The organism is Pyxidicoccus sp. MSG2, assembly GCF_026626705.1.
Classification (GTDB): domain Bacteria; phylum Myxococcota; class Myxococcia; order Myxococcales; family Myxococcaceae; genus Myxococcus.
This window is the reverse complement of sequence record NZ_JAPNKC010000001.1, coordinates 9529699-9555024: the sequence shown is the minus strand read 5'-3', so window position 1 is coordinate 9555024 and position 25326 is coordinate 9529699. Positions and strand designations below refer to the sequence as shown.

The following is a 25326-nucleotide window of genomic DNA, read 5'->3' as shown; positions in this document are numbered from 1 at the left end:
GCCTGAGGACCTTCCGGCGGGCCTCCCGCCGCACCGGGGCCAGCCCGTATGCTGCCCCGGTGCATGCGGTGGGCCGTGAAAACGAGTTGCTGGAGGAGGAGCTGCTCCTCGCGCTGGATGAAGGGCTGGTCTCCCATGAGGAGGCCGCCGCCCTGCGCGAAGAGGCACTCCGGTTGGAACGCGGCCCCCTGCAACTGCTGAGGGAGCGGGGCCGCCTCACGGAGGACACCCTGCACCTGCTGCGCGAGGAGCTGACACCCCGGGCGCGCGCGGACGGGGGGGACACGGACAGCGGTGGCGTACAGCCCGAGGAGGCCGACACGCTGACACCGCCCACCCCCGGAGCCCCTGGCGAGGTGGTGGCGGTCGGCGCGGTCGGGCTGCCCGACTTCCCCGTGCCGGAGTGGGAGCGCTACCAGCCGGTGCGCTTCCTCGGCCAGGGCGGCATGGGGCAGGTGTTCCTGGCGTATGACCCGATGCTGCGGCGCAACGTGGCGCTGAAGTTCGTGCGCGGCGCACACCCGGAGCAGGCCCGACGCTTCCTGTCGGAGGCCCGCGCCCAGGCGCGCGTGCGGCACGAGCGCGTATGCGAGGTGTACGAGGTCGGCGAGGTGAGCGGCCGCGGCTACATCGCCATGCGGTACGTGGACGGCCGGACGCTGGGGCAGCTCGCGGGCACGCTCACGCTGGAGCAGAAGGTGCTGGTGCTGCGCCAGGCCGCCGAGGGCGTGCACGCGGCCCACCGCGCCGGCCTCATCCACCGCGACATCAAGCCCGGCAACATCGTGGTGGAGCGCACCGAGGACGGCGGCCTTTCGCCCTTCGTCATGGACTTCGGCCTGGCGCGCGAGGGACGGGACGAAGGCGGCGCCTCGCACCAGGTGCTGGGCACGCCGCACTACATGGCGCCGGAGCAGGCCCGGGGCGAGGTGTCCCGGTTGGACCGCCGCGTGGACGTCTACGCCCTGGGCGCCACGCTGTATCTGCTGCTCACCGGGCGCCCGCCCTTCCCCGGTGACACGGAAGCAGAGGTCCTCACCCGCCTCCAGACGGAGGAGCCCCCGCCGCCGCGCACTCTGGACGCGGACATCCCCGAGGACCTGGAGGCCATCGTCCTCAAGTGCCTGGAGAAGGAGCGGCCAGCCCGCTACGACTCGGCGCGCGCGCTGGCGGAGGACCTGGGCCGCTTCCTCGAAGGCGAGCCGGTGCTGGCGCGCCGCGGGCTCGGCTACCGGCTGCGCAGGAAGGCCCGCAAGCACCGGGTGGCCCTGGCGCTGGGCGCCGCCGCGCTGACGGTGGTGACGCTGGCCCTGGGGCAGGCGGTGCTGGCGCGAAGTGAAGTCGCCGAGCGCGAGCGGCTGGCTCGCCGCTTCACCGAGCGCGTGGAGCGAATCGAAGCCTCGGCGCGCTACTCCGCGCTCTCACCGCTGCACGACACGCGCGAGGACCGGCGGGCGCTGCGCGCGAGCATGGACGCGCTGGAGGACGAGGTGCGCGAGGCCGGGCCGCAGGCGCGGGGCCCCGGCCAGTACGCGATGGGTCGCGCGCTGCTCGTGCTGGACGACCGCGAGGGCGCGCGCAAGCGGCTCGAGTCCGCCTGGGCGCTCGGCTTCCGCGAGCCCCGCGTGGCCTGGGCGCTCGCGTGGGTGCTGGGAGAGCAGTACCGCGAGCAGCTCCTCCTGGACGTGGAGCGCCGCACTCCCGAGGCGCGCGAGGCCCGCCGCCGCGAACTGGAGCAGCGCTACAGGGACCCGGCGCTCGTGTACCTCCGCCAGGCGGAAGGGCCGGACGTCCCCGCCCCGCCCCTCTACGTGCGGGCGCTGTTCGCCTTCTACGAGGACCGCCACGAGGAGGCGCTGGCGCACCTGGACGCGATGGGGCGCGCGCAGCCGTGGTTCTACGAGGCGCCGCTGCTGCGCGGCGACGTCCTCCTCGCCCGGGCCACGCAGCGCTGGAACACGGGCGACGGCGCCGGCTCGCAGGTGGACCTGGACGCCGGGCGCCAGGCCTACGCCACCGCCATCACCATCGCCGACAGCCAGCCCGCCGCGCACTACGCACTGGGACGGCTGGAGCTGGCCGCGCTCGTCATGGAGCAGTATGGCGAAGGCAACGTCCTGCCTCCCTACGAGCGTGGGCTGGAGTCCATGTCGCGTGCGCTCGCGGCAGCGCCAGACGACGTCCGCGCGCTGATGGGGATGGCGAGGTTCCACCGCCGGCTCGCGGAGCAGCGCATCCTGAAGGGGAGCACGGACGTGGAGCCGCTGTTGCAGAAGGGCATCGACGCCGCGAGCGCCGCGCAGGCGGTGGCGACTCCCGGAGCCCGCGTGCCACTGGAGCTGGCCCTGACGTACCGGGTCTGGGCGCGACACCGGCAGCGGCAGGGACAGGACCCTCGGGAGCAGCTCCGGCTGTCCATCGAGTCCTTCGAGCGCCTCCTCCCCGAGGAGCGTGACTACTCCTTCCACATCAACCTCGGCCTGACGTACCAGGTGTGGGCCGACTACGAGGCCGAGCACGGAGAGGACCCGCTCGCCCACCAGGACCGGGCCATCGGGGAGTACCGCGCGGCCATCCGCCTGCGAGAGCAATATCCGGATGCGTGGATCAACCTGGGGAGTGCCCTGGGCAAGCGGGCCGCGCATCCCCACGCGCCGGATGCGCCGGGCGACCTGACGCGGGCGCGGGAGGCGCTCGAGCGGGCCCTGGCCCTCAACCCACGCAACATCGCGGCCTGCTTCCAGGGCGCGGACGTCTCCGAGCAGCTCGCGCGCTGGCACCTGGACCGGGGCGAGGACCCCGGCCCGGACCTGGAGAAGGCGCAGGCGCTCTACCGCCAGGGACTGACCGTCAACGCGAAGCTTCCGCAGTTGCACAACGGGCTGGGCTCGACGCTGCTGTCGCAGGCGGAGCTGCACTGGGAGGACGGCGGCGACCCCGAGCCCCTGCTCGCCGCGGCCCAGCGGGCCTTCGAGCAGGCGCGGACGGTGGCCCCGCAGCAGGCCTACGGCTACAACAACCTGGGTGAGGTCTGGGCCATGCGCGCCACGTTCCAGCTCGCCCAGCGCGAAGACCCGGGGGCGAGCGTCCGCGCGGCCGTGGAGGCCTACGCGCACGCGCTCGAGCTGATGCCCGACGATGCCGACCTCTGGGCCAACCTCGCGCGAGCGCACGGCGTGAATGCCACGTGGACACAGGAGCGTGGAGGAGACCCGCGGCGCGACGTGGCCCGCGCCGAGGAGGCGCTGGCGCGCGCGCATGCGCTGAACCCGCGCCTGGGCAGCGCGTGGCGGTACCTCGGCGAGGCACGTGCCGTGCGGGCCCGGTGGCTGGCCCGGCAAGGCTCGGCCCGGGACGCGGACTTCGAGGAGGCGGAAGCGGCCTTCCGACAAGCGCTGGAGCTGGCACCCGCGCAGCTGGACTACCGGCTGGCCGCCGGGCACTTCCATCGTCAGTGGGCGGAGTGGAAGGAGCGCCAGGGCGGAGATTCGACCCCGGCGTTGCAGCGAGGCCTGGAGCTGGCCGGGAACGTGCTGGCCGCGCGACCCCGCTGGACACGGGCGCGGGTGCTGCGCGCCAGCCTGCTGCTGGCACTGGCCCGGACGAGCGCGCCCGCCGAACAACGGCAGGCGTGGAGCAACGAGGCGCGGGAGGACCTGGAGGGGGCCCTGGCCCACAACCCGCACCTCGTGCCCGCATGGCAGGGCCTGCTCCCTCCGTCACCGGAGCGGCTGGCGGGCCCTCCCACGCCCTGACCGACGCCGCTACTTCTTCTCGGGGTCTTTGGGCGGCTCCGTCGACACGTCGATGCCGCCCTTCTTCACCTCATGCTGCCCGCCCACCCTGAGCGAGGTCGAGGTGCTGCTGCCGTCGAAGATGGTCACCGTGAAGGGGTACTGCCCCTCGGCGGCGGTCGCAGCGACGGTTTGCAGGGACGACGACAGCAACAGCGAGTTGCCATCCAGCTCGTAGGGCCCCGGCGTGCTGAGGCAGGTGCCGTCGGGGAACCGCACCTCGGCCGCATAGGGGACGTCTTCGAGCTTGAACGTCACCGCGTCGCCTTGCCGGACGAGGGGACTCGGGGTGTAGCGAATGTCCTCGTTGAGACGGATGTGGATGGTGATGCTGCCCATGGGCCGTGGCTCCTCCCCACTCGGGGTCTGACGAACGTGTTCACCGCGATATTGCAGGCATTGTACCAGTGGCAATCGCCCTCGGGAGCCACGGTGACGCGGCCGCGAGGGCGCCCGGTGGACACGTCATCCAGCGCATCGGGCCCCGCCTTGACGTGTCACGCGTCCAGGCCCAGCTCGCGCACGCGGCGCTGGAGGGCGCGCTTGGACACCTCCAGCCGCTGCACCATCTGGTCGAGGTCTCCGCCGCACTCCTGGAAGCAGCGGGTGATTTCCTCCGCGCTCAAGTCCCGTGCGGTGCGAATCAGCGAGCTCTTGTCGATGAGCACGTAGACGGACGGACGGGGAATGCCCAGCCAGTCCGCGGTGGCCTTGAGGTCCCACGAGCAGGCGCGCAGGGCCTCCAGCAGCTCCTGCTCCCCCACTTCCGCGGGCTTGCGCCGCGAGGTCTTCACCTCGGGGACGTCCGGGGCGGCGGGCGGCACGGGCACGTCCAGGGGAGCGCCGGGCACGGGCAGGGCGTCGGCGTCGAGCGTCTGCTCCAGGCGCGTGTCAGCGCGCAGGCGCGGCATTCCGCGGCTGCCGATGACGAGCTGCCGCGCGACATTGCGCAACTGCCGCACGTTGCCGGGCCACGCGTAGCGCACCAGCCGCACGGCCAGGGCCGCGGGCAGCCACGGCTGGGTGCGAGGCTCCGAGGACGACAGCCGTCCGGCCTCGCCCGTGGCCTCCAGCTCCTGCCGGGCGAAGTGCAGGAAGAGCGGGCCGATGTCCTCACGGCGCGCGCGCAGCGAAGGCATCTGGATTTCGAAGCCGGCGAGCCGGTGTAGCAGCGGGGCCTTGAAGAGCCGCTCCTGGATGCGCGCCTCCAGGTCGGCGTCGGTGGCGGAGACGAGCCGAACATCGACGCGGACGGGCTCGTGGCCGCCCACGGGGAAGACCTCGCCCGTCTCCAGCACTCGAAGCAGGGCGACCTGCACCTCGGGAGGGGCCTCGCCCACCTCGTCGAGGAAGAGCGTTCCTCCGTGGGCGGCGCGCACGAAGCCCTCCCGGTCCTTCGTGGCGCCGGTGTAAGCGCCGCGCTGCGCGCCGAACAGCTCGGCGGCGGCAAGCTCCTTCGCCAGCGCGCCCAGGTTGACGCTGACGAAGGGGGCGGCGCGACGAGGGCCCCGCTCGTGGATGGCGCGCGCCACCAGTTCCTTGCCGGTACCCGTCTCGCCACGGATGAGCACGGGGACGTTCAGGTCGGCGACGCGGGCGATGTCGTCGCGCACCTGGCGGATGCCCTCACCCTGCCCCACGATGCCCAGGTCCTCCGGCCCCGTGGCCTGGCTAGGCGACGTCTTGTGGAGCAGCAACACCACACGGTCGGCGAGCACGAGCGGCACGCCGAGCGTGAGCTCCTCGGGGGAGAAGTCGCGGACACCGGTGACGGGCTCCCAGGCCACGCGAACCTGCGTCGCGTCCTCGGGCACCCGCAGGCGCACGCCGCCTCGCGGCCCGGGCTCGAGCTGGATGGGCGTGCGGCTGATGAACGGGTCCCCGAGCGGCATGGACAGCAGGCCGCCGGGGCGCGCGAAGTCCGGCGCATTGCGCGACAGCGGCACGGGCCTGCCGTCGGTGACCAGCGTCTCCAGCAACAACTGGTCTCCGACGCGCTGGAGCTGCGGGTGGGCCACCACCGTCAGCGCCGGAAGGCCGCGCACGGACGGAGTCTGCCGTCCCTGGTCCCGGCCAGGGGGCGTCGACATGTCTGCGGGCAGCGGCTGCTTCGTGGGCATGCGTCGCGCCTTGATACCTCCGTCGAGCCGAGAGCGCACGACCTCTGTGCATCGGAGAGGCGTGTCTGTCTGCCCCCCGTCAGGACGGAGCACGTGGCTGACGTCGCAGGTGAACACCGCGCCATGGGCCGGGCTGGCGAGGCGCGGGGGCGCCATCTATCTTCCGCGCCGCGAGCCCATGGGACACGTCCACATCATCCGAGACTTCGCCTCTCCCCAGGAGGGGCGCACCCGCACCGTGCGCATCTACACGCCGGACGCGTACGAGACAGCGCCGGAGCAGCGCTTCCCCGTGCTCTACATGCACGACGGGCAGAACGTCTTCGCCCACCCGGAGTCGGCGCTCTTCGACACCTGGTGCGCGAACCACACGCTGGAGCGCCTGGTCTCCGAGGGCCGCATCGGCCCATGGCTCATCGTCGCGGTGGACTCCACGCACGACAGGCTCGCCGAGTACTCCCCCTGGCCCGAGCCGCGCGGCGGCATCTCCGCCCGCGGCGAGCCCTTCGTCCGCTTCCTCGTCGACACGCTCAAGCCCTGGGTCGACAGCGTCTACCGCACGCGCCAGGGGCCTGAGTGGACCGGCCTCATGGGCGCGTCGCTCGGCGGGCTGATGTCGCTGCACCTCGGCTGGCGGTACCCGAACCTCTTCGGCCGCATCGGCGCGCTGTCACCTTCCGTGATGTGGAGCTGGGACCGGCTCTTCGGCGAGTGGACGGCCCACACGCGCAGGTGGTCGCGCATCTACCTGGACGCGGGCACGGACGAGACGGTGGACCCCGTGGGCTACGTCATGCGCTACGGCGAGGCCACGCGGAACTTCCACCGCCACCTCCAGCACCTGGGCTACGCGGACCACGAACTGCGCCTGGTGCTCGAACCCGGGGGCCAGCACCACGAGCGGGACTGGCAGCGGCGGCTCCCGGAAGCGATGGGCTGGCTGCTGGGCTAGCGGCGCCTCTCGGCATCACATCCGCGCCCGGCCCACTCCCTCCCGAGGAACAGGAGGGACCGCACATGCCGCTGAAGCAATATGGAGTCTTGAAGGGCTCGGCCACCGAGATGAAGCTGGGCTCGGGACCGAGCCCCCACTATCAGGTGCGAATCGTGGCCGGGGGGGTGCATTACCGCATCGCGGTCAACGTCAGCTCGAAGCTGCCGCCCTCGGACCTGCAATTCCTCGTCGACGAGCACTTCCAGCATCCTCTCGCGGAGACGCTCGAAGCGCTGCCTCCCGGCTTCACGCCCATTCCCAGCAGCGCGGGCGGACTGGCGCTCGACTTCATCCGCGGCAACCTCTTCGACCGCGACGGCATGACGCCGCTGCCGCCCAACGTCCCCGGGCCGGACAATGACCTGAACGAGAAGCTGGACCACTACTTCCAGCGCGCCGCGCGGGACGCGCAGGCCCAGGTCTATGCCTTCGGCGAGCCCTGGGGCCCCGAGCCCGCCGAGGACAAGTATTTCCACTTCAAGCCCGGACGGGGCATCCACGACATCCACATGAACCAGGGCAACGACCCGTCCTTCGCCGACCAGGACGGCGTCTACCAGGACGGCGGCGTGCTCATCCACCTCCCCGCGACGCAGCAGTGGGTGGGCATCTTCCTCAAGTTCCAGTCGCAGTCGTGGCACACCGACGACAGGACGGGTCACACCCTCGACGGCACCATCCCCATCCCCCACGACGGCGTCGTGCGCATCATCGCCGCGCTCGTCAACGACACGCGCTCGCCCGAGCGGGAGACCATCACCCTGCTCAACACCTCGCCCGATCCGGTGTCGCTCGACGGGTGGGCGCTCGTGGACAAGAACAAGCACAAGCAGCCCTTGAGCGGAGATCTGCCGCCGGGCGCCACGCGGCTATTGCCAGTGGCAAAGCCCCTGGAGTTGTCAAACAACGGCGGCCTCATCTCGCTCCTCGATGACCAGGGCCTGAAGATCGACGGCGTCTCGTATGTGAAGGCGCAGGCCCGTCCCGGTTGGACGGTCGTCTTCTAGCGGAACAGCCTCACTGCCTGATGTGTTACGAAGGACTTCGGCACCAGGCAGGCGAAGGCCGCGCGGGAATTCTCCCGGTGCGGCCTCCCGCTCCAGCGGTGGTGGCGTCGGTGGCGTGAGAGCGGGTGAACGTTGTCGCAAGCGACGAAGGCGAAGTTCCTGGAGTCAGGGCCCTTCCATCAGGACCTCAAGGCGCGGGTGGAGCAGTACCTGGAATCAAGCGGTCGCTCTGCCCGGGACCTGCCCGGCATGTACCTGAAGACCGCGGTCATCCTCGGCTGGTTCGGGGCCTCGTACGCCTGGCTCGTCTTCGGCGCGACGAACGTGTGGGGCGTCATGGCCGGGTGCGTGTCGCTCGGGCTCGCCATCGCCGGCATCGGCTTCAGCGTCCAGCATGACGCCAACCACGGCAGCTATTCATCGAGCCGGAGCGTCAACCGCCTGCTCGGATGGTCGCTGGATGTCATTGGCGGCTCCTCCTACGTGTGGAACTGGAAGCACAACATCTTCCACCACAGCCACACCAACGTCGTCGGCCTGGACGAGGACATCGACATCCAGCCGCTGTGCCGGATTGCCCCGGGCCAGCGGCTGCACGCGGCCCATCGCTTCCAGCACCTCTACATCTGGGTGCTCTACGGGCTCTTGTCGGTGAAGTGGCACTTCATCGACGACTTCAAGGACCTGGTCACCGGCCGCGTCGGCCGGCAGAAGATGCCGCGCCCCTCCGGGCGGAAGCTCGCCGGGATGCTCGTCGGCAAGGCCCTCTTCTATGGCTGGACGCTCGTGGTGCCCATACTCCTCCATCCGCTCTGGCAGGTGGCGCTCGCCTACGCGCTCACCGCCTTCGTGCTCGGGCTGACGCTGGCGACGGTGTTCCAGCTCGCGCACTGCGTGGAGGAGGCCGCCTTCACCGAGGTGCCCCAGCACAGCCACGCCTTCCCCCACGACTGGGCCACCCATCAGATCGGCTCCACCGTGGACTTCGCGCGGGGCAACCGGCTGGTGAGCTGGTATCTCGGTGGACTCAACTATCAGGTGGAGCACCACCTCTTCCCACGCGTGTGTCACCTGCACTACCCGGCGCTCTCGCGCATCGTCGAGGACACCTGCCGCGAGCACGGCGTCCACTACCGGGTGAACACGAGCGTGGGTGCGGCATTGAAGAGCCACGTGCGCTGGCTCAAGCGGATGGGACAGCCCGTCATCGAGGTTGCGGTATGAGTGAAGAGACAGAGAAGGTTCGGTACGGACGCGCGCAGAAGTTCCGCCTCTCGCCGAAGGGCAGCGAGGCCGCGGCGTCGTATGCGGCCATGATTGAAGCGGCCAAGAGCGGCAACGGGCGCGCCCAGTTCGACGCGGCCCGGGCCACGTGGGGGACCACACTCGGACTTCCCCCCGACGACGGGCTCTACCTCGTGGAGTTCGCCTCCGGAGAGCGCACCGTCGCGGAAGCGACGCGCAACCTCGATGGCTGCGGCACCACGGCGAAGGAGGTCAAAACGGCCGTCGAGCGGCTGCTGAAGCTCGGCATGCTCGAGCCCCTGCCCGCGGCGCCTCCGCCTCCCGCGCCTCCGCCGCGCCGCTACTGGTGAGGCGTGGCTACACCGCGGACGCGCTGAGCCGCTGCGCCTGCGTCACCCCGGGCAGCGTGGGCGCCGGATTGAGCGCCTGGACGAGCAGCGCGCGCAGCGCCTCGGACAGGTCGTCATTCACGCCCAGCGCGCCCGCGGGCGCCCCTTGCAGCGGCACGGGCACCTCCGCGCCCACCACCACCACGGGCATGCGCACCTCCCATGAGAGGTAGTGCGCCAGACGCACGGCCGGCTCGGACACGTCGAGCAGCAGCGCGCCCACCGCGCCCGCCGTGAAGGGCCGCCACAGGGGACGGGCCGCCTCCGCGGGGGGCAGCACGCAGAAGTCCAGGCGCAGCACCTCGCTCAGCACCAGCCGGCCCAGCGTGCCGAAGCCGCTCTTCACGGCGGTGGGCTCGGCGGACAGCGCCTCCAGCCCCGGCAGCCTCGCGAGAATCCGCCGCGCCGCCGCCGCGCCGCTGCCGCAGACGAACACCTTCGCGGTGGCCACCTTCGCCGGCGCCGCCCGCGTCCGGAGGATGCGCCCGCGCAGCGCGTGCACCTCCGCCGCGCCCAGCAACTCACTGCGTTGGCGTCCGAGCCGTCCGCGTCCGCCGCCCGTGCCACGCCCCGCTGCATCAGCGCGGACAGCACGCTCAGCACTTCCAGGTCCGTGGCCGGCGCCAGGTCCAGCACCTCGCCCAGCGCGCGCGGCTGGCGCAGCAGGCCCACCACCTGCGCCGTCACCGGGTGCTGGTCCTGCGACAGGTCCACGTCCGGCGCCAGCATCAGCCGCGTGTGGCGCGGCGGCAGGCCCGGCATCAGCCGGTTCACCTCGTCCGACTGCCGCATGCCCTCCAGCAGCGAGTCGTCCATGCCGCGGTTGATGCGAGGCCGCGCCGCGTTCGTCCCCGGCGAGAAGGTGAAGGTGCCATCCACCCACGCGAGCAGGCGGAACAACGCCTTCTCCCCTTCCACGCGCCCCAGCTTCGCATTCACGGGGCGGCCGTCGACGACGAAGATTTCGCCCCGGTCGTTGCCGCGCTCCAGCGCCAGCCGGCCGCTGCGCTTGTTCATGCCCAGCAGCTGCATCAGGTCCGGGATGCTGAGCTGGCTGAGCGAGCCTTCGATTTCCTGCTGCTCGCTCTTGAGGTCCTTGGCTGCCTCGCTGCGCCGGAAGATGTGTTCAATCCGGCTGAGCACCTCGTCCAGGTTGAAGGGCTTGCGCAGGTAGCCGTCACGCAGGCCGCGCTGCCGGTCCGAGTCGAAGCTGGAGGTGGTGAGCACCACCGGGATGTCTTCGGTGCGCGGGTTGGTGCGCAGAATCTGGATGAAGGTCCGCGCGTCCAGCAGCCGGCAGCCCTCGTCGAACAGCGTGAGGTCCGGGTGGCGCAACACGGCCACCTCCAGCGCGCGCGAGCCATCCGGCGCGTAGTGCACCTGGTAGCCCTTGGTGCGCAACGCGCGCGACAGCGAGCGCACGGACTCGAGGTCGGGGTCGGCGATGAGAATCTTCCGGACCTGGGCCACGGGGATTGCCTTCGTCTCAGTAGGGCTGCAGGTCGTACTCGGCCTGCAGCTTGGAGATGAGCCCGTCCACCACCGCGGTGTCCGAGGTATGGAAGCCCCAGGTCGCCCCGAGCCCGCGCCGCTGGATGAGCGCGTACGCGGCGTTCTCCGAGAGCCAGAGGATGAACTCGTGCCGCGTCACCCGGTCATCCCCTTCCAGGAACACGGGCGTCAGCGCGGGGTGTGACTCCAGGTCCACGCGGCGGCCCAGCAGGTAGATGCGCGACGCCATGTCTGGCGGCGCCGACTCCAGCCCCGAGGCGATGGGCAGGTCCGTGCGAATCTCCGGCCCGCCCACGTACAGGATTCCGCGTGAGCCCGGGTCTCTCATCAGCTCGCGGGCAATCTCCGCCTGCAGCTCGTCGAAGAGCGCGTCGGAGACCTTGCCGCGGCGGCTCGGCTCGGAGCGCTCGTCCACCGGCAGCCGGGGGCTCGTCGGCGTGCCCAGGAGCAGGTCCACCTCGTCCCAGAAGGGCAGCCCGTCCAGCATCAGCCGGCGCTGCAGGGACGCGCGCCGCTCGTCCATGCGGCGGCGGCAGCGGTGGACCAATTCGTCGAAGTCCTCCCCGTCCTTCGGGAAGGTGCTCGCTCCGCCGACGAGGGCCAGCGGCAGGCGCTGCTCCACGTCCTGCACCTCCGGCTCCTCGCGCACCGCCGCCACCGCGCGACGCACGAACATCAGCGCGCCGAAGAAGTCCGTCTCCGGCAGGAGGAGGTAGAACTCCTGGTCGCTCGCCTTCGCGATGACGTCCGAGTCGCGGATGATCTTGCTGAGCGCCCGGATGATGCCGCGCACCGCCTTCTTCGCGTCCGCCGCACCCTGCCGCACGCGCACCAGCGGCAGGTTGTCGATGGAGAAGGTCAGCAGCGAGAAGGTCCGCCCGTAGCGGCGCGCCTTGTAGATTTCCTTGGACGCGTAGTCGGTGAAGTAGCTGAGGTTGTACGCCGCCGTCTCGCGGTCTCTCAGGCCCAGCCGCTGGAGCGCGAGCATCCGCCGGCCGTTCTTCACACCCACCGCGGCGAAGTCCGCGAGCACCTTGGCGTCGCGCGAGTGCTCGGGGCGGAAGTCCCCGGCGAGCGGGTCCGACAGCTGCGCCAGGCCGACGACTTCCCCGGAGGACACGAGCGGCACGTACATCACCGCGGAGCGCTCGTCGCGCGCGAGCCACGGCAGGGCCTCGCGCAGGCGGCCGGCCAGCGGCCCCTCGGGGTTCATCTTCTCCGCGAGGAACTGCTTGTCGAGCAGCCCCCGGTACGCGCGCAGCACCAGGTCGCCCCGGTCGTCCATCACCCACAGCGCGGCGCTCTGCGCGTCACAGACGGCGCTCAGCTCCGCGATGATGCGCTCCTGCAACCACTCCAGGTCCGGATGGGAGATGAGCTCCAGGCAGCGCTGGTGCAGGTTGTGGAAGCGGGCGAACTCGAGATTCTCGTCGCGCAGTTGCGTGCGCTCGCGGCGGAGGCTGGCGCGCTCCAGGGCGCGGTCCACCGCCAGCAGCATGTCGGTTTCCTCCACCGGCTTCGTCAGGCAGTCCGCGGCGCCGGAGCGCAGCGCCATCTCCGAGCCGCGCACGTCCGTGCGATGGCTGACGAGGATGACCTCCTGGTCCGGGTCCCGCTCGCGCAGGCGCGCGGTGAGCGCGAAGCCGTCCACGCCGGGCATCACCACGTCCGTGATGACGAGGTCGAAGGGCGTGCGGGACGCCTCCACGAGCGCGAGCGTTGCGTTCTCCACGGCCACCACGCGGTGCCCGTTGCGGGTGAGCATGTCGCTGGCGACTTGTCGGAAGAACAGGTCGTCATCGACGACGAGGATGGGTCCGGCCACGGCGCGTTCTGACCTGGGGGCGAGGGGGAGAGGAACGCTTGAGGTTACCGGGGGGACGGAAACACGACAACGCCCTCGAACACGAAGGCCACCGGGCCACGGAGGCGGATGTCGGACAGGTCGGCGGGCACACGGATGCGCAGGTCTCCGCCCGGCAGCGTGACGCGCAGCCAGGCGTCCGGGGGCAGGCGCTTCGCCAGCACGGCCGCCACCGCCGACGCGCAGGCCCCGGTGCCGCACGCCTGCGTCAGCCCGCAGCCCCGCTCCCAGACGACTACCGTGAGGCCATCCGATTCCACGCGCACGAACTCCACGTTGGTGCGGTCGGGGAAGGACGGGTGCACTTCGAGCGTGGGCCCCAGGCGGGGGGCGTCCTCGAGGGGCTGGTCCAGGAGGACGAGGTGCGGGTTGCCCATGCTCACCGCGGAGCCGCGCAGGCCGGGGTGGCCCGGCAGGGGCAGGTCGAGGAAGGGCTTGCCGGTGGCGCCCGAGGGCAGGTTGGGCGCGACGAGGCGCGCGGGGCCCATGGAGATGTCCACGCCGATGACGCCGCCGTCGCCATAGCCGGGGATGCAGGAGAGCACGCCCGCGCCGGTCTCCACGTCGATGCGGCCGGGGCTGTCGTCGGTGTGGTCCACCAGGTACTTCACCGCGCAGCGCAGGCCGTTGCCGCACATCTCCGCGATGCTGCCGTCGGCGTTGTGCACCACCATGCGCGCCACGGCGTGCTGCGAGGGGAGGATGGAGAGCACCCCGTCCGCGCCGATGCCCAGGCGCCGGTCGCACATCCACCGTGACGTCGCGGCGTCGATGTCCACGCCCGTGCGACGGCGGTCCAGGATGACGAAGTCATTGCCCAGGCCCTGATACTTGAAGATGCGCTCGTGAGCGTCCACGGGCGCAATCCTAGCGGCGAGTCGTCACTCGCGCTCGTCTGGCTTCTTCGGAGCGGGAGTGGGCGGCAGGTCGAGCGCGGGCATGGCGGTGCGGCCCGGCTTCGCCTGGGGAATCGTGGGCAGGCGGCCGGCCGTGCCCCCGGGCGCCGCGGGGGGCGTGGCGGAGCGGCGGGACAGCTCGTTCTTCACGGCGTTCAGCTCGGCGTTGGCGCGCTCGTAGATTTCCTGGACGGGGTTGGCGCCAGCGCGGGCCGCCTGCCGCCGCAGCGCGCCCAGCTCCGTCTCCTGGGCGGCGAGCTTCTGCTGGAGCTCCTCGACCAGGGTCTGGAGCTGTTCCATCTCCGCGGCCATCTCGAGCACGGCCTCGGGCTGGGCGGAGGCCTTGAGCTCCTCCACGGACGCGAGGAGGTCCTTGCGCTCGGCCTCCAGCGCGGACAGGCGCTCCTGCTGCTCGCGCACGCGGGTTTCGAGGCGGGCGCGCTCGGCGCGGTCCTCGAGGAGGGACTGCTTCTCCGTGCCCAGCGTGGTCACCTGCTCCTTGAGGGCGGTGACCTCGGTGAGCAGCGTCTTGAGCCTTTCGGCGGAGCTGCCCTCGCGCTTCTGGAGTTGCTGGCGGGTCTCCTCCAGGGACTGGGCGAGGCGCTCGCGCTCGGCGCGCTCGGCGTCGAGGATGCGGACGGCGTCGGTGGACGTCGTCTCCAGGGCGGTGATGCGGCCTTCCAGGCGGACACGGGCGGCGCGGGCGACGGTGAGGTCCGACTGGAGGCGCTCGCGCTCGGAGGACAGGGCGGTGCGCTCGGACTCGGCGCGGCCCAGGCGCTCCTGGAGGGACTGGAGGGCGGTGGTGCTCTCGGAGGCGGCGGCCTCCAGCTCGGCGCGCCGGGTATCCAGGGCGGCCCTGTCTGCGTCGAAGCGCGCGGTGGCGGCGGCGAGCTGCTGCTCCAGTGCGGCACGTTCCGCCTCTGCGCGCGTGGTGGCGTCCGCGAGCTTTGACTCCAGCTCGCGTCTGTCGGCCTCGGCCTGCGCGGTGAGGTTCGTGAGCCGCGACTCCAGCTCATGCCTGTCGGCCTCGGCCTGCGCAGTGAGGTTCGCGAGCCGCGACTCCAGCTCACGCCTGTCGGCCTCCGCACGCTCGCTGACGTCGGCGAGTCGCGACTGGAGCTCGGAACGCTCGGCCTCGAAGCGGTCGGTGGCTTCCGTGAGCCGTGCGTCCAGCGCGGTGCGCTGGGCCTCGGCTCGAGCGGTGGCCTCCGTGAGGCGGGTCTCCAGCTCGGTGCGTTGCGCCTCGGCGGAGGACGAGAGGTCCGCCAGCCGCGCTTCCAGTTCGGCCTGCCGCGCCTCGAACCGGGCGATGTCGGCCTGCCGCGTCTCCAGCTCGGCGCGCTGGGCGTCGACCGTCGCGGTGGCCTCCGCCAACTGGGAGTCCAGCGCGGCACGCCGCGCGGTGACGTCCTCGAGTCGGGCCTCCAGGTCCGCGCGGGCGGCGCTCGCTCCCTCGTGAGCCTCCGCGAGCCGGGCCTCCAGCGCGGTGGCCCGCTCCTTCTCGGCCCGGGCCACTTCCCTCAGCGCGTCCAGGGCGGCGCGCTCGGCCTCCAGCGAGCTCTCCATCGCGGTGGCCTTGCCCGCGAAGCGCCGCGCCGTCTCGAGCTGCACCATGAGCAGCTCGGCGTTCTCCCGCTGGCCGGCGAGCCGGTCTTGCGCGTCCACCAGCTCCGCGTCGAGCCGGGCGATGTGCATGCCCCGCTCGTGCAGGGCCGCCATGGCGCGCTGGAGCTCCGCGCCCAGGCGCATGATTTCCTGCCGCGCCGCGACCACGTGCCCCAGCTCCGCGCGCAGCGACACCACCTCCTGCCGCGCGGCCTCCAGGGCGAGCTGGGCCTCCTCCTGCTCGCGGGCGCGCTCCGCCCCCAGGGACTCGAGCTGCCGTTGCTGCCGCTCCGCGCGGATGAGCGCCTCTTCGACCTCCGCATCCAGCGCCTCCAGCTTCTTGCGCGACAGCTCTTCCTGACGCGTCAGCGCCTCGCGAGCCTCGGCCAGCGCCTGCTCGTGGGCCGTGGCCGCTTCGGTGAGGCGACGGGCCTCGCTCTCGCCCTCCCCGACCTGCTCGCGCAGCCGGGCCACCTGCGCCTGAAGCTCCTGGAGGGACCAGTCGCGCTCGGACAACTGGGCTTCCGTGGCGCGCCGTGCGGCCTCGGCCTCGGCAAGGGACTGCTCCAGCGTCGCGCCGCGCGCGGCCTCCGCTTCACGGGTGGCCAGGGTCTCCGCGAGCCGGGCCTCCAGCCGCGCCACCGCCGCCTCGGACTCCTGTTCCCGCGCCTTCGCGGCCGCACGTTCCTCTTCGAGAACGCGCTGCTGCTCGGCCATGACGCGCTCGGCGGCCTCCAGTCGCTCCTGTCGCGCCTGCTCTCGGGCGGCGGCATCGGAGCGCAGCGACTCCAGCGCGGACCGGGCCTGGGTCAGCGCGCTGCCTGCCTCCGAGCGGGCTTCCTGCTCGGCGGACAGTGCCGCCTGGACGCGGGCCAGCGCGGCCTCCGCGTCCACCCGGGCGAGCTGCTCGGCCTCCAGGCGCGCACGGAGCTGCGCCAGTCCCGCTTCGCCCTCGCTCCGGCCCTGTCGCTCGGCCTCCAGCTCCGCGCGAGCGGAGACGAGCGCCGCGTCGAGGCGGGTGCGCTCGTCACGCTCGGCATCCAGTTGGGTCCGAGCCAGGGTGAGGGCGCTGTCGAGCCCGGTCCGGGCCTCGCGCTCTCCCTGGAGGTCCGTGCGAGCCGAAGCCAGCGCCGCATCGAGCCGAGCCCGCTCCTCGCGCTCGACGTCGAGCGCCTCCTGCACCTCCGCGCGCGCCGCCTGGGCCCGGACGCGGCCCTCGCGTTCCGACTGCGCCTCGGCCTGGAGCCGGGTGACGACCTCGTCGGCACCGAAGGCGCGCTCGCGCATCCCGGTGAGCTCGGCCTCCACCCGCTCGCGATGCTCGCGCTCGGAGGCCAGGGCGTCCCGGGCCTCCGTCAGGGTCGCCTGGGTGCGGGCCTCCACCCGCTCGCGCGCCTCGCTCGAAGCGGCGAGCTCCTCGCGGACCGCCACCAGCGACGCTTCCGCCCGAGCCCGCTGCTGAGCCTCGTCCTGAAGCGCCAGCTCCAGCCGGGAGCGCTGCTGCGCCTCGGCCGCGAGTCCGGCCTCCGCCTCCGCCAACGCCGCCGTGGCCCGGGCGTGCTTCGCCTCCTCATCCTGGAGACGCGCCTCGAGGTCCGCCGAAGCAGCCTCCGTCAGGGCCCGCTGACGCGCTTCTTCCAGGAGCCGCGTCTGCGACTCCGCCGAAGCGGCCTCCGCCAGGGCCCGCTGACGCGCCTCCTCCTGGAGCCGGGCCTGCGCTTCCGCCGCGACCTGAGCGCGTTGCTCCGACTCCTGCGTGAGCCGGGCTTGCGCCTCATCGGCGTCCTGCGTGAGCCGCGCCCTGACCTCCGCCGCGTCCGCCTCGGCCTGGGTGCGCTGCCGGGTCTCCAGCTGGAGCCGGGCCTGGGACTCCTCGAGGGCCGCCTCCGCCCGAGCACGCCCCTGCGCCGCCTCTTCGAGGGCCGCCTCCGCCCGGGTCCGCCGCTGCGCCTCGTCCTGGAGCTGGGCCTGCGCGTCCGCGAGCGCCGCTTCCCACCGGGCGCGCCGCTCCTGCTCCGTGGACAGCGCGTCCCGTGCCTGGGCGAGCGCCTGGCGCGCCTCCTCCAATCCTTCGCGGGCCTCCGCCAGCGCCGTCTCCGCCCCGCCCCGCACCTCGCGCTCCGCCTCCAGCTTCGCGCGCAGCGCCTCCAGCGCGGAGCCGGACTGAGCACGTCCTTCGCGCTCGGACTCCAGCGTGGCCCGGACCTCGGCCAGCCCCGTCTCCAGCTCGGTGCGCCGCCGCACCTCCGCGTCGAGCGTCTCCCGCGTGTGCGCCAGGGCGGACTCGGCCTCGGACAGCCGCCGCGCCGCATCCTCCAGCCCCTCACGGGCCAGCCGCAGCGCCTCTTCCAGAGAGGTCCGCGCCTGTCGCTCCGCGTCCAGCTCGCCGCGCACCTGCGACGCCCGCGCCTCCGAGGCGTGCCGCTCCGCGTGCGCCGACTCCAGCTCCGCCCGCGCGGTCTGGAGGGCCTCTTCGAACTCCTGCCGCTGCGTCCGGGCGCGCGCGGAGGACTCCGCCTCCAGCTCCACCACGCGCCGCACCAGCGCCTCGCGCTCCGCCTCCAGCTCCAGCCGCCGGGCTTCGCTGTCCGCCCGGGCCGCCACCTCGTCGCGGACCTTTCCGGACAACGACTCCGCCCGGTCGCGCGCGCCTTCCAGCGCCTGCTCGAGCGACTCCAGCCGCTCCCGCAGCCCCGCGCGCTCGGTCTCCAGCGCCTGCCCCAGCCGCGCCTCGGTCCGCGAGCGCTCCGCCTCCAGCGCCTCCAGCCGTGCCGTCGCCTCGTGGAGCGACTCCTCCAGCCGCGCCGCCAGGGCCCGGGAGGCCGCCTCATCGCGCGTGAGCGCCTCCACCTCGCCGCGAAGCCGGGCCTCCGCCTCGCGCGAAGCGGTCAGCTCCGTCTCCACCCCGCGGGACTCGGCCTGGAGCGCCTCCAGCCGCTCCTCCGCGTCCTTGCGCGCCCCTTCCGCGGAAGCGGTCCGCTGCCTCGCGTCGGCCAGCTCACGCGCCACGCGCGCCAGCTCGGCCTCCTTCACCGCCACCGCCGTGCCGGAGTCGCGGGACAGCTCCTCCACCCGCGCGGACTCGGCCTTCAGGTGCTCCACGGCCGCCAGCGCCGCCGAGTACTGCTCGGCGATTCGCAGCTCCCGCTCGCGCGCGGCCTCCGCCGCCCTGCGCCGGTCCTCGGACTGCTCCACGGCGCGCTCCGCCGCCAGCCGGTCCTTCTCCCGGTCGATGCGCAGCGTGGACAGCTCGTCCTGGAGCTCGCGCACCTGCGAGTAGGCCTGGGTCAGCCGCTCCCGGGCCTCCTCCAGCGAAGCGAGGGTCTCCTCACGCCGGGCCCGCTCCAGCCGCAGCGACTCCTGTGCGGCCAGCACCTGCACGCCCGCGTCCGCCTGGGCGCGCTGCGCGGCCTCCACCTCCAGCCGCTGCGCCGCGAGCCGGCGGTCCGCGTCCGCCATCCGCTCCGTCGCCACCTGGAGCTCCAGCTCGCGGCGGCGCAGCTTCCCGGACAAATCATCCCGCTCGCGCTGCGACTCCCGGGTGCCGCGCGCCAGCTCCAACTGCGCGGTGAGCCGCGCCACCTCGTCGCGAGCCACCTCCAGCGCCGGCCGCAGCGCCGCGGCCTCCGCCTCGCGGTCCGTCAGCTCCGCGCGCAGCTTCGTCAGTGATTCCTTCAGCCGCGCGCTGCGGTCCTCCCAGGACTTCGCGCGCGCCACCACCTCGTCCAGCTTCCCGCGGGTGAAGGCCAGCGGCTCCGGCGGCAGCTGCACCCACGTGGGGTCCACCACCCGCGCCGGCTCCTGCCCCGCCACCACCAGGAAGTAGGCCGCCTCGCTGGTATTGACGAGGGTGCCGTCCACCTGGAGCCCCTCGCCGCGCTCGAAGGCGAGCTGGTAGCCCAGCACCGGCGACTGCGTGGCCACCTCCACGTGCGGGAAGTGGACGGAGAGCGCGTCCAGCAAGAGCCCGTACGTGGGCGGCACGCCCTCCTCCGGCTCCAGCAACTGCGGCAGCGACAGGCCCGCGACATTGCGCAGGCCGCCCACGAGGAAGCCATGCTTCGTCACCAGCCGCGCCAGCTCCGCCAGCAGCTCCGGCGCCTTCACGTACGGCGCCAGGTCGGCGATCAGCACCACGTCGAAGCTGCCCGCCTCGAAGTCGTCGTAGACGTTGGCGCGGAAGCGCAGCGCGGGGCCTCCGTGGGCCTTCTGCGCCGCCTCCACCGCCGTCACGTCGGCGTCGCACGCAATCACGGCGCGCGCGCCGCGTTCCACGAGGAAGCGCGCGCTCTCGCCGCCCGTGGAGGCCACGGCGTCGACTTCCAGCACCCGGCGACGGGCGAAGAGGCTCTCCGCGAAGATGTACCGGGGCAGCAGTTCACTGGGCCCCATGCGGCGGAATGTGTGATGCATGGGTGTGTTCGGGAGTAGGAGTATAGCCGTGGGCGACCGAGCCCCAAGTTAAGCGCCAGGGCCAGAAATCGGCCTCGCGCCTGGACGACAGGAGAGCAGGCGACATGAACTCAGCGGGACAGCAGGGATTCGGTTACCGGGCGAAGCGCACCTTCACGCGACTGCTCGTCTTCACTCTCATCCTCGGCCTGGGCGGAGTGGTGGTCTTCCTCCTCTCCCAGCTCAACGCGCGCACCTTCACCCTGGCCCTCGCGGACGGTCAGCTCACGGTGATGAAGGGCCGCACCGCCCCCATGGGCTCCGTCCCCTACCGCCCCGGGGACCCGCGGCTGGCGGACGCCTACGCCCCCATCCCCGTGGAGGGCCAGGACGTCACCGCGCTCGCCCTGCGCAGCTTCACCGAGCGCGACGAGCTGGACCGCGCCCTCTTCCCCCTCCTGGAGTCGCTGGCCCGCCCGCGCATCGCCTCGGACGAGCCCGCCCGCGTGGACCAGGGCCTCTACTACCTGCGCCGCGCGGAGAAGCTCTCCGGCATCACCGAGGAGCAGCGCCTGACGCTCCAGAAGCTCATGACGGACGTCGCGTACTACCAGGCCCGCCAGAAGCTGGAGGACGCCCGCAAGCTCGTCAGCGACGCCCTCAGCCAGCTCAAGATGGCCGCCGAGAGCCAGAGCCGCCACGCCCGCAGCGCCAACCAGATGCTCAGCACCGTCACCCCGCCCGCCCGCGAGCTGGAGGAGGCCCTCCGCCGCGCCGTGCACACCCTCAGCGGTCCCCAGGCCGCGCCCGAGCCCACGCCGAAGCCTGCCCCGGAGACGCCGGTTTCCCCACCTGAACCCACCGGGACGACGCCTCCCGAGACGCCGGCCCCGGCGGCTCCGGACGCGGGCGGAAATCCGTAAATCCGGCCGCATTCCTGCCGTCCAGGTTGGATTCCAGGGACCCCATACAAGGCGTCCCTGGGAGTCTCACGGAGTGTCGTCAGGACAACGTGACGAAACGTGTTGGAGATCGATCATAGATTGCAATGATCGGGCCCAGGAGAGCACTAGATCTCGCGTTGACACCTTCGATACCCCCCCATAGCTTGTGCCCGGTCGACGGTGCCCCACCGAAAGACGTCGCCGTGGCGTGGGGCAGAGGAGGGGTTGTGGGTTACTTGCGCACAGCTAGCTGCTGCCTCATGAAACACCGCCGACACCCGGTCGTCTTCAGACCCTAGACCCGCCCCCTCCAGGACGGGTCCCCCCTGAACATCTTTCCAGTAGCATGACCTCGGGAGCCACCTCCCTGGGGGCAGACACCCGTGTCTGTCCGAGGCCATGCCTTTGTCCGGAGTGAGCCGCTCGTGAACTTCGAAACGCCCGTGAAGCCCGCTGCCGTCAACCTGGCCGTCCCGCCCGCCACCAATGGACACCCGGTGCCGTCCGTGAGTGCCACGCCAGCGCCAGCGCCCACGGAGGCCCCTCCGGCCGAGTTCGGCTCCACCACGATGCGCGTGAAGAAGCGCAACGGCACCGCGGAGCCGGTGGACCTCAACAAGATTGTCCGCGCGGTGGGCCGCTGCTGCATGGGCCTGCCCCGCGTGGACGTCATGCGCGTGGCCACGAAGACCATCTCCGGCCTCTATGACGGCGCCACCACGCGCGAGCTGGACGGGCTGTCCATCCAGACGGCCGCGGCGCTCATCGCCGAGGAGCCCGAGTACGGCCGCCTCTCCGCGCGCCTGTTGTCCGCCTTCATCCAGAAGGAGGTCAGCAACCAGGAGATCCACTCCTTCAGCCAGTCCATCGCCGCGGGCCACAAGCACGGCCTCATCGCGGACCGGCTGCTCCAGTTCGTCCAGGCCAACGCGCGCAAGCTCAACGCCGCCATCGACCCGTCGCGAAACGACCTGTTCGAGTACTTCGGCCTGCGCACCGTCTACGACCGCTACCTCCTGAAGAACCCGCAGACGCGCGAGGTGCTGGAGACGCCGCAGGAGTTCTTCCTCCGCGTGGCCTGCGCGCTCAGCGGCGACAATGCGCGCGACGCGATTGAGCTGTACCGGCTGTTCAGCTCGCTGGAGTACATGCCCAGCTCGCCCACCCTGTTCAACTCGGGCACGCGCCACGAGCAGCTCTCCAGCTGCTTCCTGCTGGACTCGCCCGCGGACGAGCTGGACGCCATCTACAAGAAGTACTCGGACATCGCGATGCTGTCGAAGTTCTCCGGCGGCATCGGCGTGGCGTACCACCGGGTGCGCGCGCGCGGCTCGCTCATCCGCTCCACCAACGGCCACTCCAACGGCATCGTCCCCTGGCTGAAGACGCTGGACGCCTCCGTCGCCGCCGTGAATCAGGGTGGCAAGCGCAAGGGCGCCTGCTGCGTGTATCTGGAGACGTGGCACGCGGACATCGAGGACTTCCTCGAGCTGCGTGAGAACACCGGCGACGACGCGCGCCGCACGCACAACCTGAACCTGGCCAACTGGGTGTCGGACCTCTTCATGAAGCGCGTGGAGGCGGACGCCGACTGGAGCCTGTTCGACCCGAAGGCCGTCCCGCACCTGACGGACCTGTACGGCGACGCCTTCGAGAAGGCCTACGCCGAGGCCGAGGCCAAGGGCCTGGCCATGCGCAAGGTGAAGGCGCGCGATTTGTACGCCCGGATGATGAAGGTGCTGGCGCAGACGGGCAACGGCTGGATGACCTTCAAGGACATCAGCAACCGCAAGAGCAACCAGACGGGCAAGGATGGCAACGTCATCCACCTGTCCAACCTCTGCACCGAAATCCTGGAGGTGACGAGCCAGGGTGAGACGGCGGTGTGCAACCTGGGCTCGCTGAACCTGGGCCGGATGGTGGTGGACGGGAAGTTCGACTTCGAGCGCCTGCGCGCCAACGCCCAGCTCGCGCTGAAGCAGTTGGACCGGGTCATCGACCTCAACTACTACCCCATTCCCTCCGCCTCGGACTCCAACCGCCGCTGGCGTCCGGTGGGACTGGGACTGATGGGCCTGCAGGACGTGTTCTTCCAGCTCCGGATGCCGTTCGACGCTCCCGAGGCGCGGGCGCTGTCGAAGAAGATTTCGGAGGAGATCTACTACGCGGCGCTGTCCACCTCGTGCGACCTGGCCGAGCAGTTCGGCGCGCACCCCTCCTTCCCGGAGACGCGGGCGGCGAAGGGCGAGCTCCAGTTCGACAGCTGGGGCGTGGTGCCCGAGGACACGGCGCGCTGGGACGCGCTGCGCCAGCGCATCCTGAAGCACGGCCTGCGCAACTCGCTGATGATTGCGATTGCGCCCACGGCGACGATTGCCTCCATCGTCGGCTGCTACGAGTGCATCGAGCCGCAGGTGTCCAACCTGTTCAAGCGCGAGACGCTGTCGGGCGACTTCCTCCAGGTGAACCGCTACCTGGTGCGCGACCTCCAGTCGCTGGGGCTGTGGAACGAGAACGTCCGCAACCGCATCAAGATGGCGGAAGGCAGCGTGCAGGACATCACGGAGCTGCCGGAGAACCTGCGGGCCATCTACCGCACGGCCTGGGAGATTCCGATGCGCTCGCTCATCGACATGGGCGCGGACCGCGGGGCCTTCATCGACCAGAGCCAGTCGCTCAACCTGTTCGTGGAGACGCCGAACATCGGCAAGCTGTCGTCGATGTACTTCTACGCGTGGCAGAAGGGGCTGAAGACCACGTACTACCTGCGCTCGCGCCCGGCGACGCGGATTGCGAAGGCCACGGTGAGCGGCGCGGGCACGGGCACGACGATGCCGTCGACCCCTGCCCCGGTGGCCGCCAAGGCGGAGGTCACCGACGCCGAGGCGTTGGCCTGCTCGCTGGAGAACCCCGAGGCGTGCGAGGCCTGCCAGTAGGCCTGGGACGCTGAAGCACGGACGTATCGAAGGACCGGCAAGAACCCCGCGCGCGCAGCGCAAGGAGCACCGAAGCAATGCTGCTGAACCCTGGATTGAACCTGACGCTGCGCCCGATGGCGTACCCGCAGTTCTTCGAGATGTACCGGAACGCCATCAAGAACACCTGGACGGTGGAGGAGGTGGACTTCTCCACGGACCTGGTGGACCTGCGTTCGAAGATGACGGACGCGGAGCGTCACCTCATCCACCGGCTGGTGGCGTTCTTCGCGACGGGGGACAGCATCGTCGGCAACAACCTGGTGCTGAACCTCTACAAGCACATCAACGCCCCCGAGGCGCGGATGTACCTGTCGCGGCAACTGTACGAGGAGGCGCTGCACGTCCAGTTCTACCTGACGCTGCTGGACACGTACGTGCCGGACCCGGCGGAGCGGGCGAAGGCCTTTGCCGCCATCGACAACATCCCCTCCATCCAGCGCAAGGCGCGCTTCTGCATGAAGTGGATGGACAGCGTCCACGGCCTGGACGAGCTGCGGACGAAGGAGGAGCGGCGCAAGTTCCTGCTCAACCTCATCTGCTTCGCGGGCTGCATCGAGGGACTCTTCTTCTTCGCGGCGTTCGCCTACGTGTACTTCCTGCGCAGCAAGGGCCTGCTGAACGGCCTGGCGGCGGGGACGAACTGGGTGTTCCGCGACGAGAGCGCGCACATGGCGTTCGCGTTCGAGTGCATCCAGACGGCGCGCAAGGAGGAGCCGGACCTCTTCGACGCGCAGATGGAGCGCGACGTGGTGGCGATGATGCGCGAGGCGGTGGAGTGCGAGACGCAGTTCGCTCAGGACCTGCTGAGCGGCGGCGTCATGGGCCTGTCCGTGCAGGAGATGCGCGGCTACCTGGAGTACGTGTCGGACCAGCGGCTGCAGATGCTGGGGATTGCGCCGGTGTTCCGGACGAAGAACCCGCTGCACTTCATGGACCTGCAGGACGTGCAGGAGCTCACCAACTTCTTCGAGCGCCGGGTTTCGTCGTACCAGGTGGCCGTCGGAGTGGGCGCGGCGACGGACGTGGTGTTCGACGCGGCGTTCTGACGCTCCCACGCGCAGGTTGACCATCCGGCCCGGCTCCTCCGCATCCTGCGAGGGCCGGGCCTTCTTGCAAGAGGCCCCATGGTCCGCTCATTCGTCGCGGGGCTGCGAGCGGCCCGGCGGATTGGCGCGGCGGACCGCCAGCGCCGGGCCGGGAACACCGAAGGCGCCTTTCGCGCCTACGCGAGTGCACTCGAGGTGCTCGCGGCCAGGGACATCCAGAAGGAAGCCCCGTGGTGCCGCTCAGCGGCGTCAGTGGCGCTCGTCGGATATTGCCGGGCTGCGCAAGAGCTGGATCGCAAGGCCGAGCTGCTGGCGACGCTGGTGCATTGGAGACCGTTCGTCCTCGGCTGGAGGCACACGCCCATCACGCCCGATGAGGAGGAGCAGCTCCGGTGGATGGAGCAGCTCTTCCATCACCTCACCCAGGAACTTCCCCCTCGGGTCTCCACCTGACTCCGTCCGGCCACCCGGTCCCCGGTCCGGGGTGAGCCGAAGACCTCGACGCTCTCCAGCCGGTAGCGCGAGGCCGTGGGCGAC

14 protein-coding genes and 1 pseudogene are annotated in these 25326 nt (G+C 71.6%); 9 read left to right on the top strand and 6 right to left on the bottom strand.

What is annotated here, in order from left to right:
* The first annotated feature begins 59 nt into the window (after positions 1-59).
* Positions 60-3755, top strand: coding sequence for a serine/threonine-protein kinase (locus OV427_RS37415; protein ID WP_267861014.1), 3696 nt, complete (start codon positions 60-62; stop codon positions 3753-3755).
* 9 nt (positions 3756-3764) lie between these two features.
* Here the strand turns inward: OV427_RS37415 and OV427_RS37410 are convergent, their stop codons facing one another.
* Together OV427_RS37410 and OV427_RS37405 are read right to left on the bottom strand one after the other, a co-directional pair.
* Positions 3765-4133: a hypothetical protein gene (locus OV427_RS37410; protein WP_267861013.1), complete on the bottom strand. Its 369-nt coding sequence runs from the start codon at positions 4131-4133 to the stop codon at positions 3765-3767.
* 158 nt (positions 4134-4291) lie between these two features.
* Entirely contained in the window at positions 4292-5914 is a 1623-nt protein-coding gene (locus OV427_RS37405; RefSeq protein ID WP_267861012.1) for a sigma-54-dependent transcriptional regulator, read from the bottom strand.
* 178 nt (positions 5915-6092) lie between these two features.
* Here OV427_RS37405 and OV427_RS37400 point away from each other — a divergent pair, with 178 nt between their 5' ends.
* The 4 genes from OV427_RS37400 to OV427_RS37385 all read left to right on the top strand — a co-directional run bounded on the left by OV427_RS37400 (position 6093) and on the right by OV427_RS37385 (position 9510).
* The gene (locus OV427_RS37400) at positions 6093-6866 is read left to right on the top strand and encodes an alpha/beta hydrolase (RefSeq protein WP_267863532.1); all 774 of its coding nucleotides are present in this window, start codon (positions 6093-6095) and stop codon (positions 6864-6866) included.
* A gap of 65 nt (positions 6867-6931) precedes the next feature.
* Positions 6932-7915, top strand: a complete 984-nt coding sequence (locus OV427_RS37395; RefSeq protein ID WP_267861011.1) for a DUF2278 family protein — start codon at positions 6932-6934, stop codon at positions 7913-7915.
* A gap of 132 nt (positions 7916-8047) precedes the next feature.
* Positions 8048-9139 (top strand): fatty acid desaturase family protein, encoded by a 1092-nt coding sequence (locus tag OV427_RS37390; protein WP_267861010.1) that lies wholly within the window; start codon positions 8048-8050, stop codon positions 9137-9139.
* Positions 9136-9510 carry a hypothetical protein gene (locus OV427_RS37385; protein ID WP_267861009.1) on the top strand — a complete coding sequence of 125 codons (375 nt, stop codon included), beginning with the start codon at positions 9136-9138 and terminating at the stop codon, positions 9508-9510. The genes OV427_RS37390 and OV427_RS37385 overlap by 4 nt, the downstream gene beginning before the upstream one ends.
* A 7-nt stretch (positions 9511-9517) precedes the next feature.
* On the opposite strand, the pseudogene OV427_RS37380 reads toward OV427_RS37385, so the two are convergent.
* The 4 genes and pseudogenes from OV427_RS37380 to OV427_RS37365 form a co-directional block, all read right to left on the bottom strand.
* Positions 9518-11019: pseudogene (locus OV427_RS37380) on the bottom strand (DUF4388 domain-containing protein).
* Between the two features lie 16 nt (positions 11020-11035).
* The gene (locus OV427_RS37375; protein ID WP_267861008.1) at positions 11036-12886 is read right to left on the bottom strand and encodes a response regulator; all 1851 of its coding nucleotides are present in this window, start codon (positions 12884-12886) and stop codon (positions 11036-11038) included.
* A gap of 44 nt (positions 12887-12930) precedes the next feature.
* Entirely contained in the window at positions 12931-13782 is an 852-nt protein-coding gene (dapF, locus tag OV427_RS37370) for a diaminopimelate epimerase (RefSeq protein ID WP_267861007.1), read from the bottom strand.
* A 24-nt stretch (positions 13783-13806) separates the two neighbouring features.
* Complete coding sequence (locus tag OV427_RS37365; protein WP_267861006.1) at positions 13807-19842, bottom strand: methyltransferase domain-containing protein; 6036 nt, start codon at positions 19840-19842, stop codon at positions 13807-13809.
* Positions 19843-19946: 104 nt separating this feature from the next.
* Between OV427_RS37365 and OV427_RS37360 the strand changes: the two genes are divergently transcribed.
* The 4 genes from OV427_RS37360 to OV427_RS37345 all read left to right on the top strand — a co-directional run bounded on the left by OV427_RS37360 (position 19947) and on the right by OV427_RS37345 (position 25242).
* A complete protein-coding gene (locus OV427_RS37360) occupies positions 19947-20744 on the top strand; it encodes an IF-2 protein (protein WP_267861005.1) in 798 nt (265 codons plus the stop codon).
* A 590-nt stretch (positions 20745-21334) separates the two neighbouring features.
* Positions 21335-23701: a ribonucleoside-diphosphate reductase subunit alpha gene (locus OV427_RS37355; protein ID WP_420718380.1), complete on the top strand. Its 2367-nt coding sequence runs from the start codon at positions 21335-21337 to the stop codon at positions 23699-23701.
* A gap of 77 nt (positions 23702-23778) precedes the next feature.
* Complete coding sequence (locus OV427_RS37350) at positions 23779-24789, top strand: ribonucleotide-diphosphate reductase subunit beta (protein WP_267861003.1); 1011 nt, start codon at positions 23779-23781, stop codon at positions 24787-24789.
* 78 nt (positions 24790-24867) lie between these two features.
* Positions 24868-25242 carry a hypothetical protein gene (locus tag OV427_RS37345; protein ID WP_267861002.1) on the top strand — a complete coding sequence of 125 codons (375 nt, stop codon included), beginning with the start codon at positions 24868-24870 and terminating at the stop codon, positions 25240-25242.
* The last annotated feature ends 84 nt before the right edge of the window (positions 25243-25326 follow it).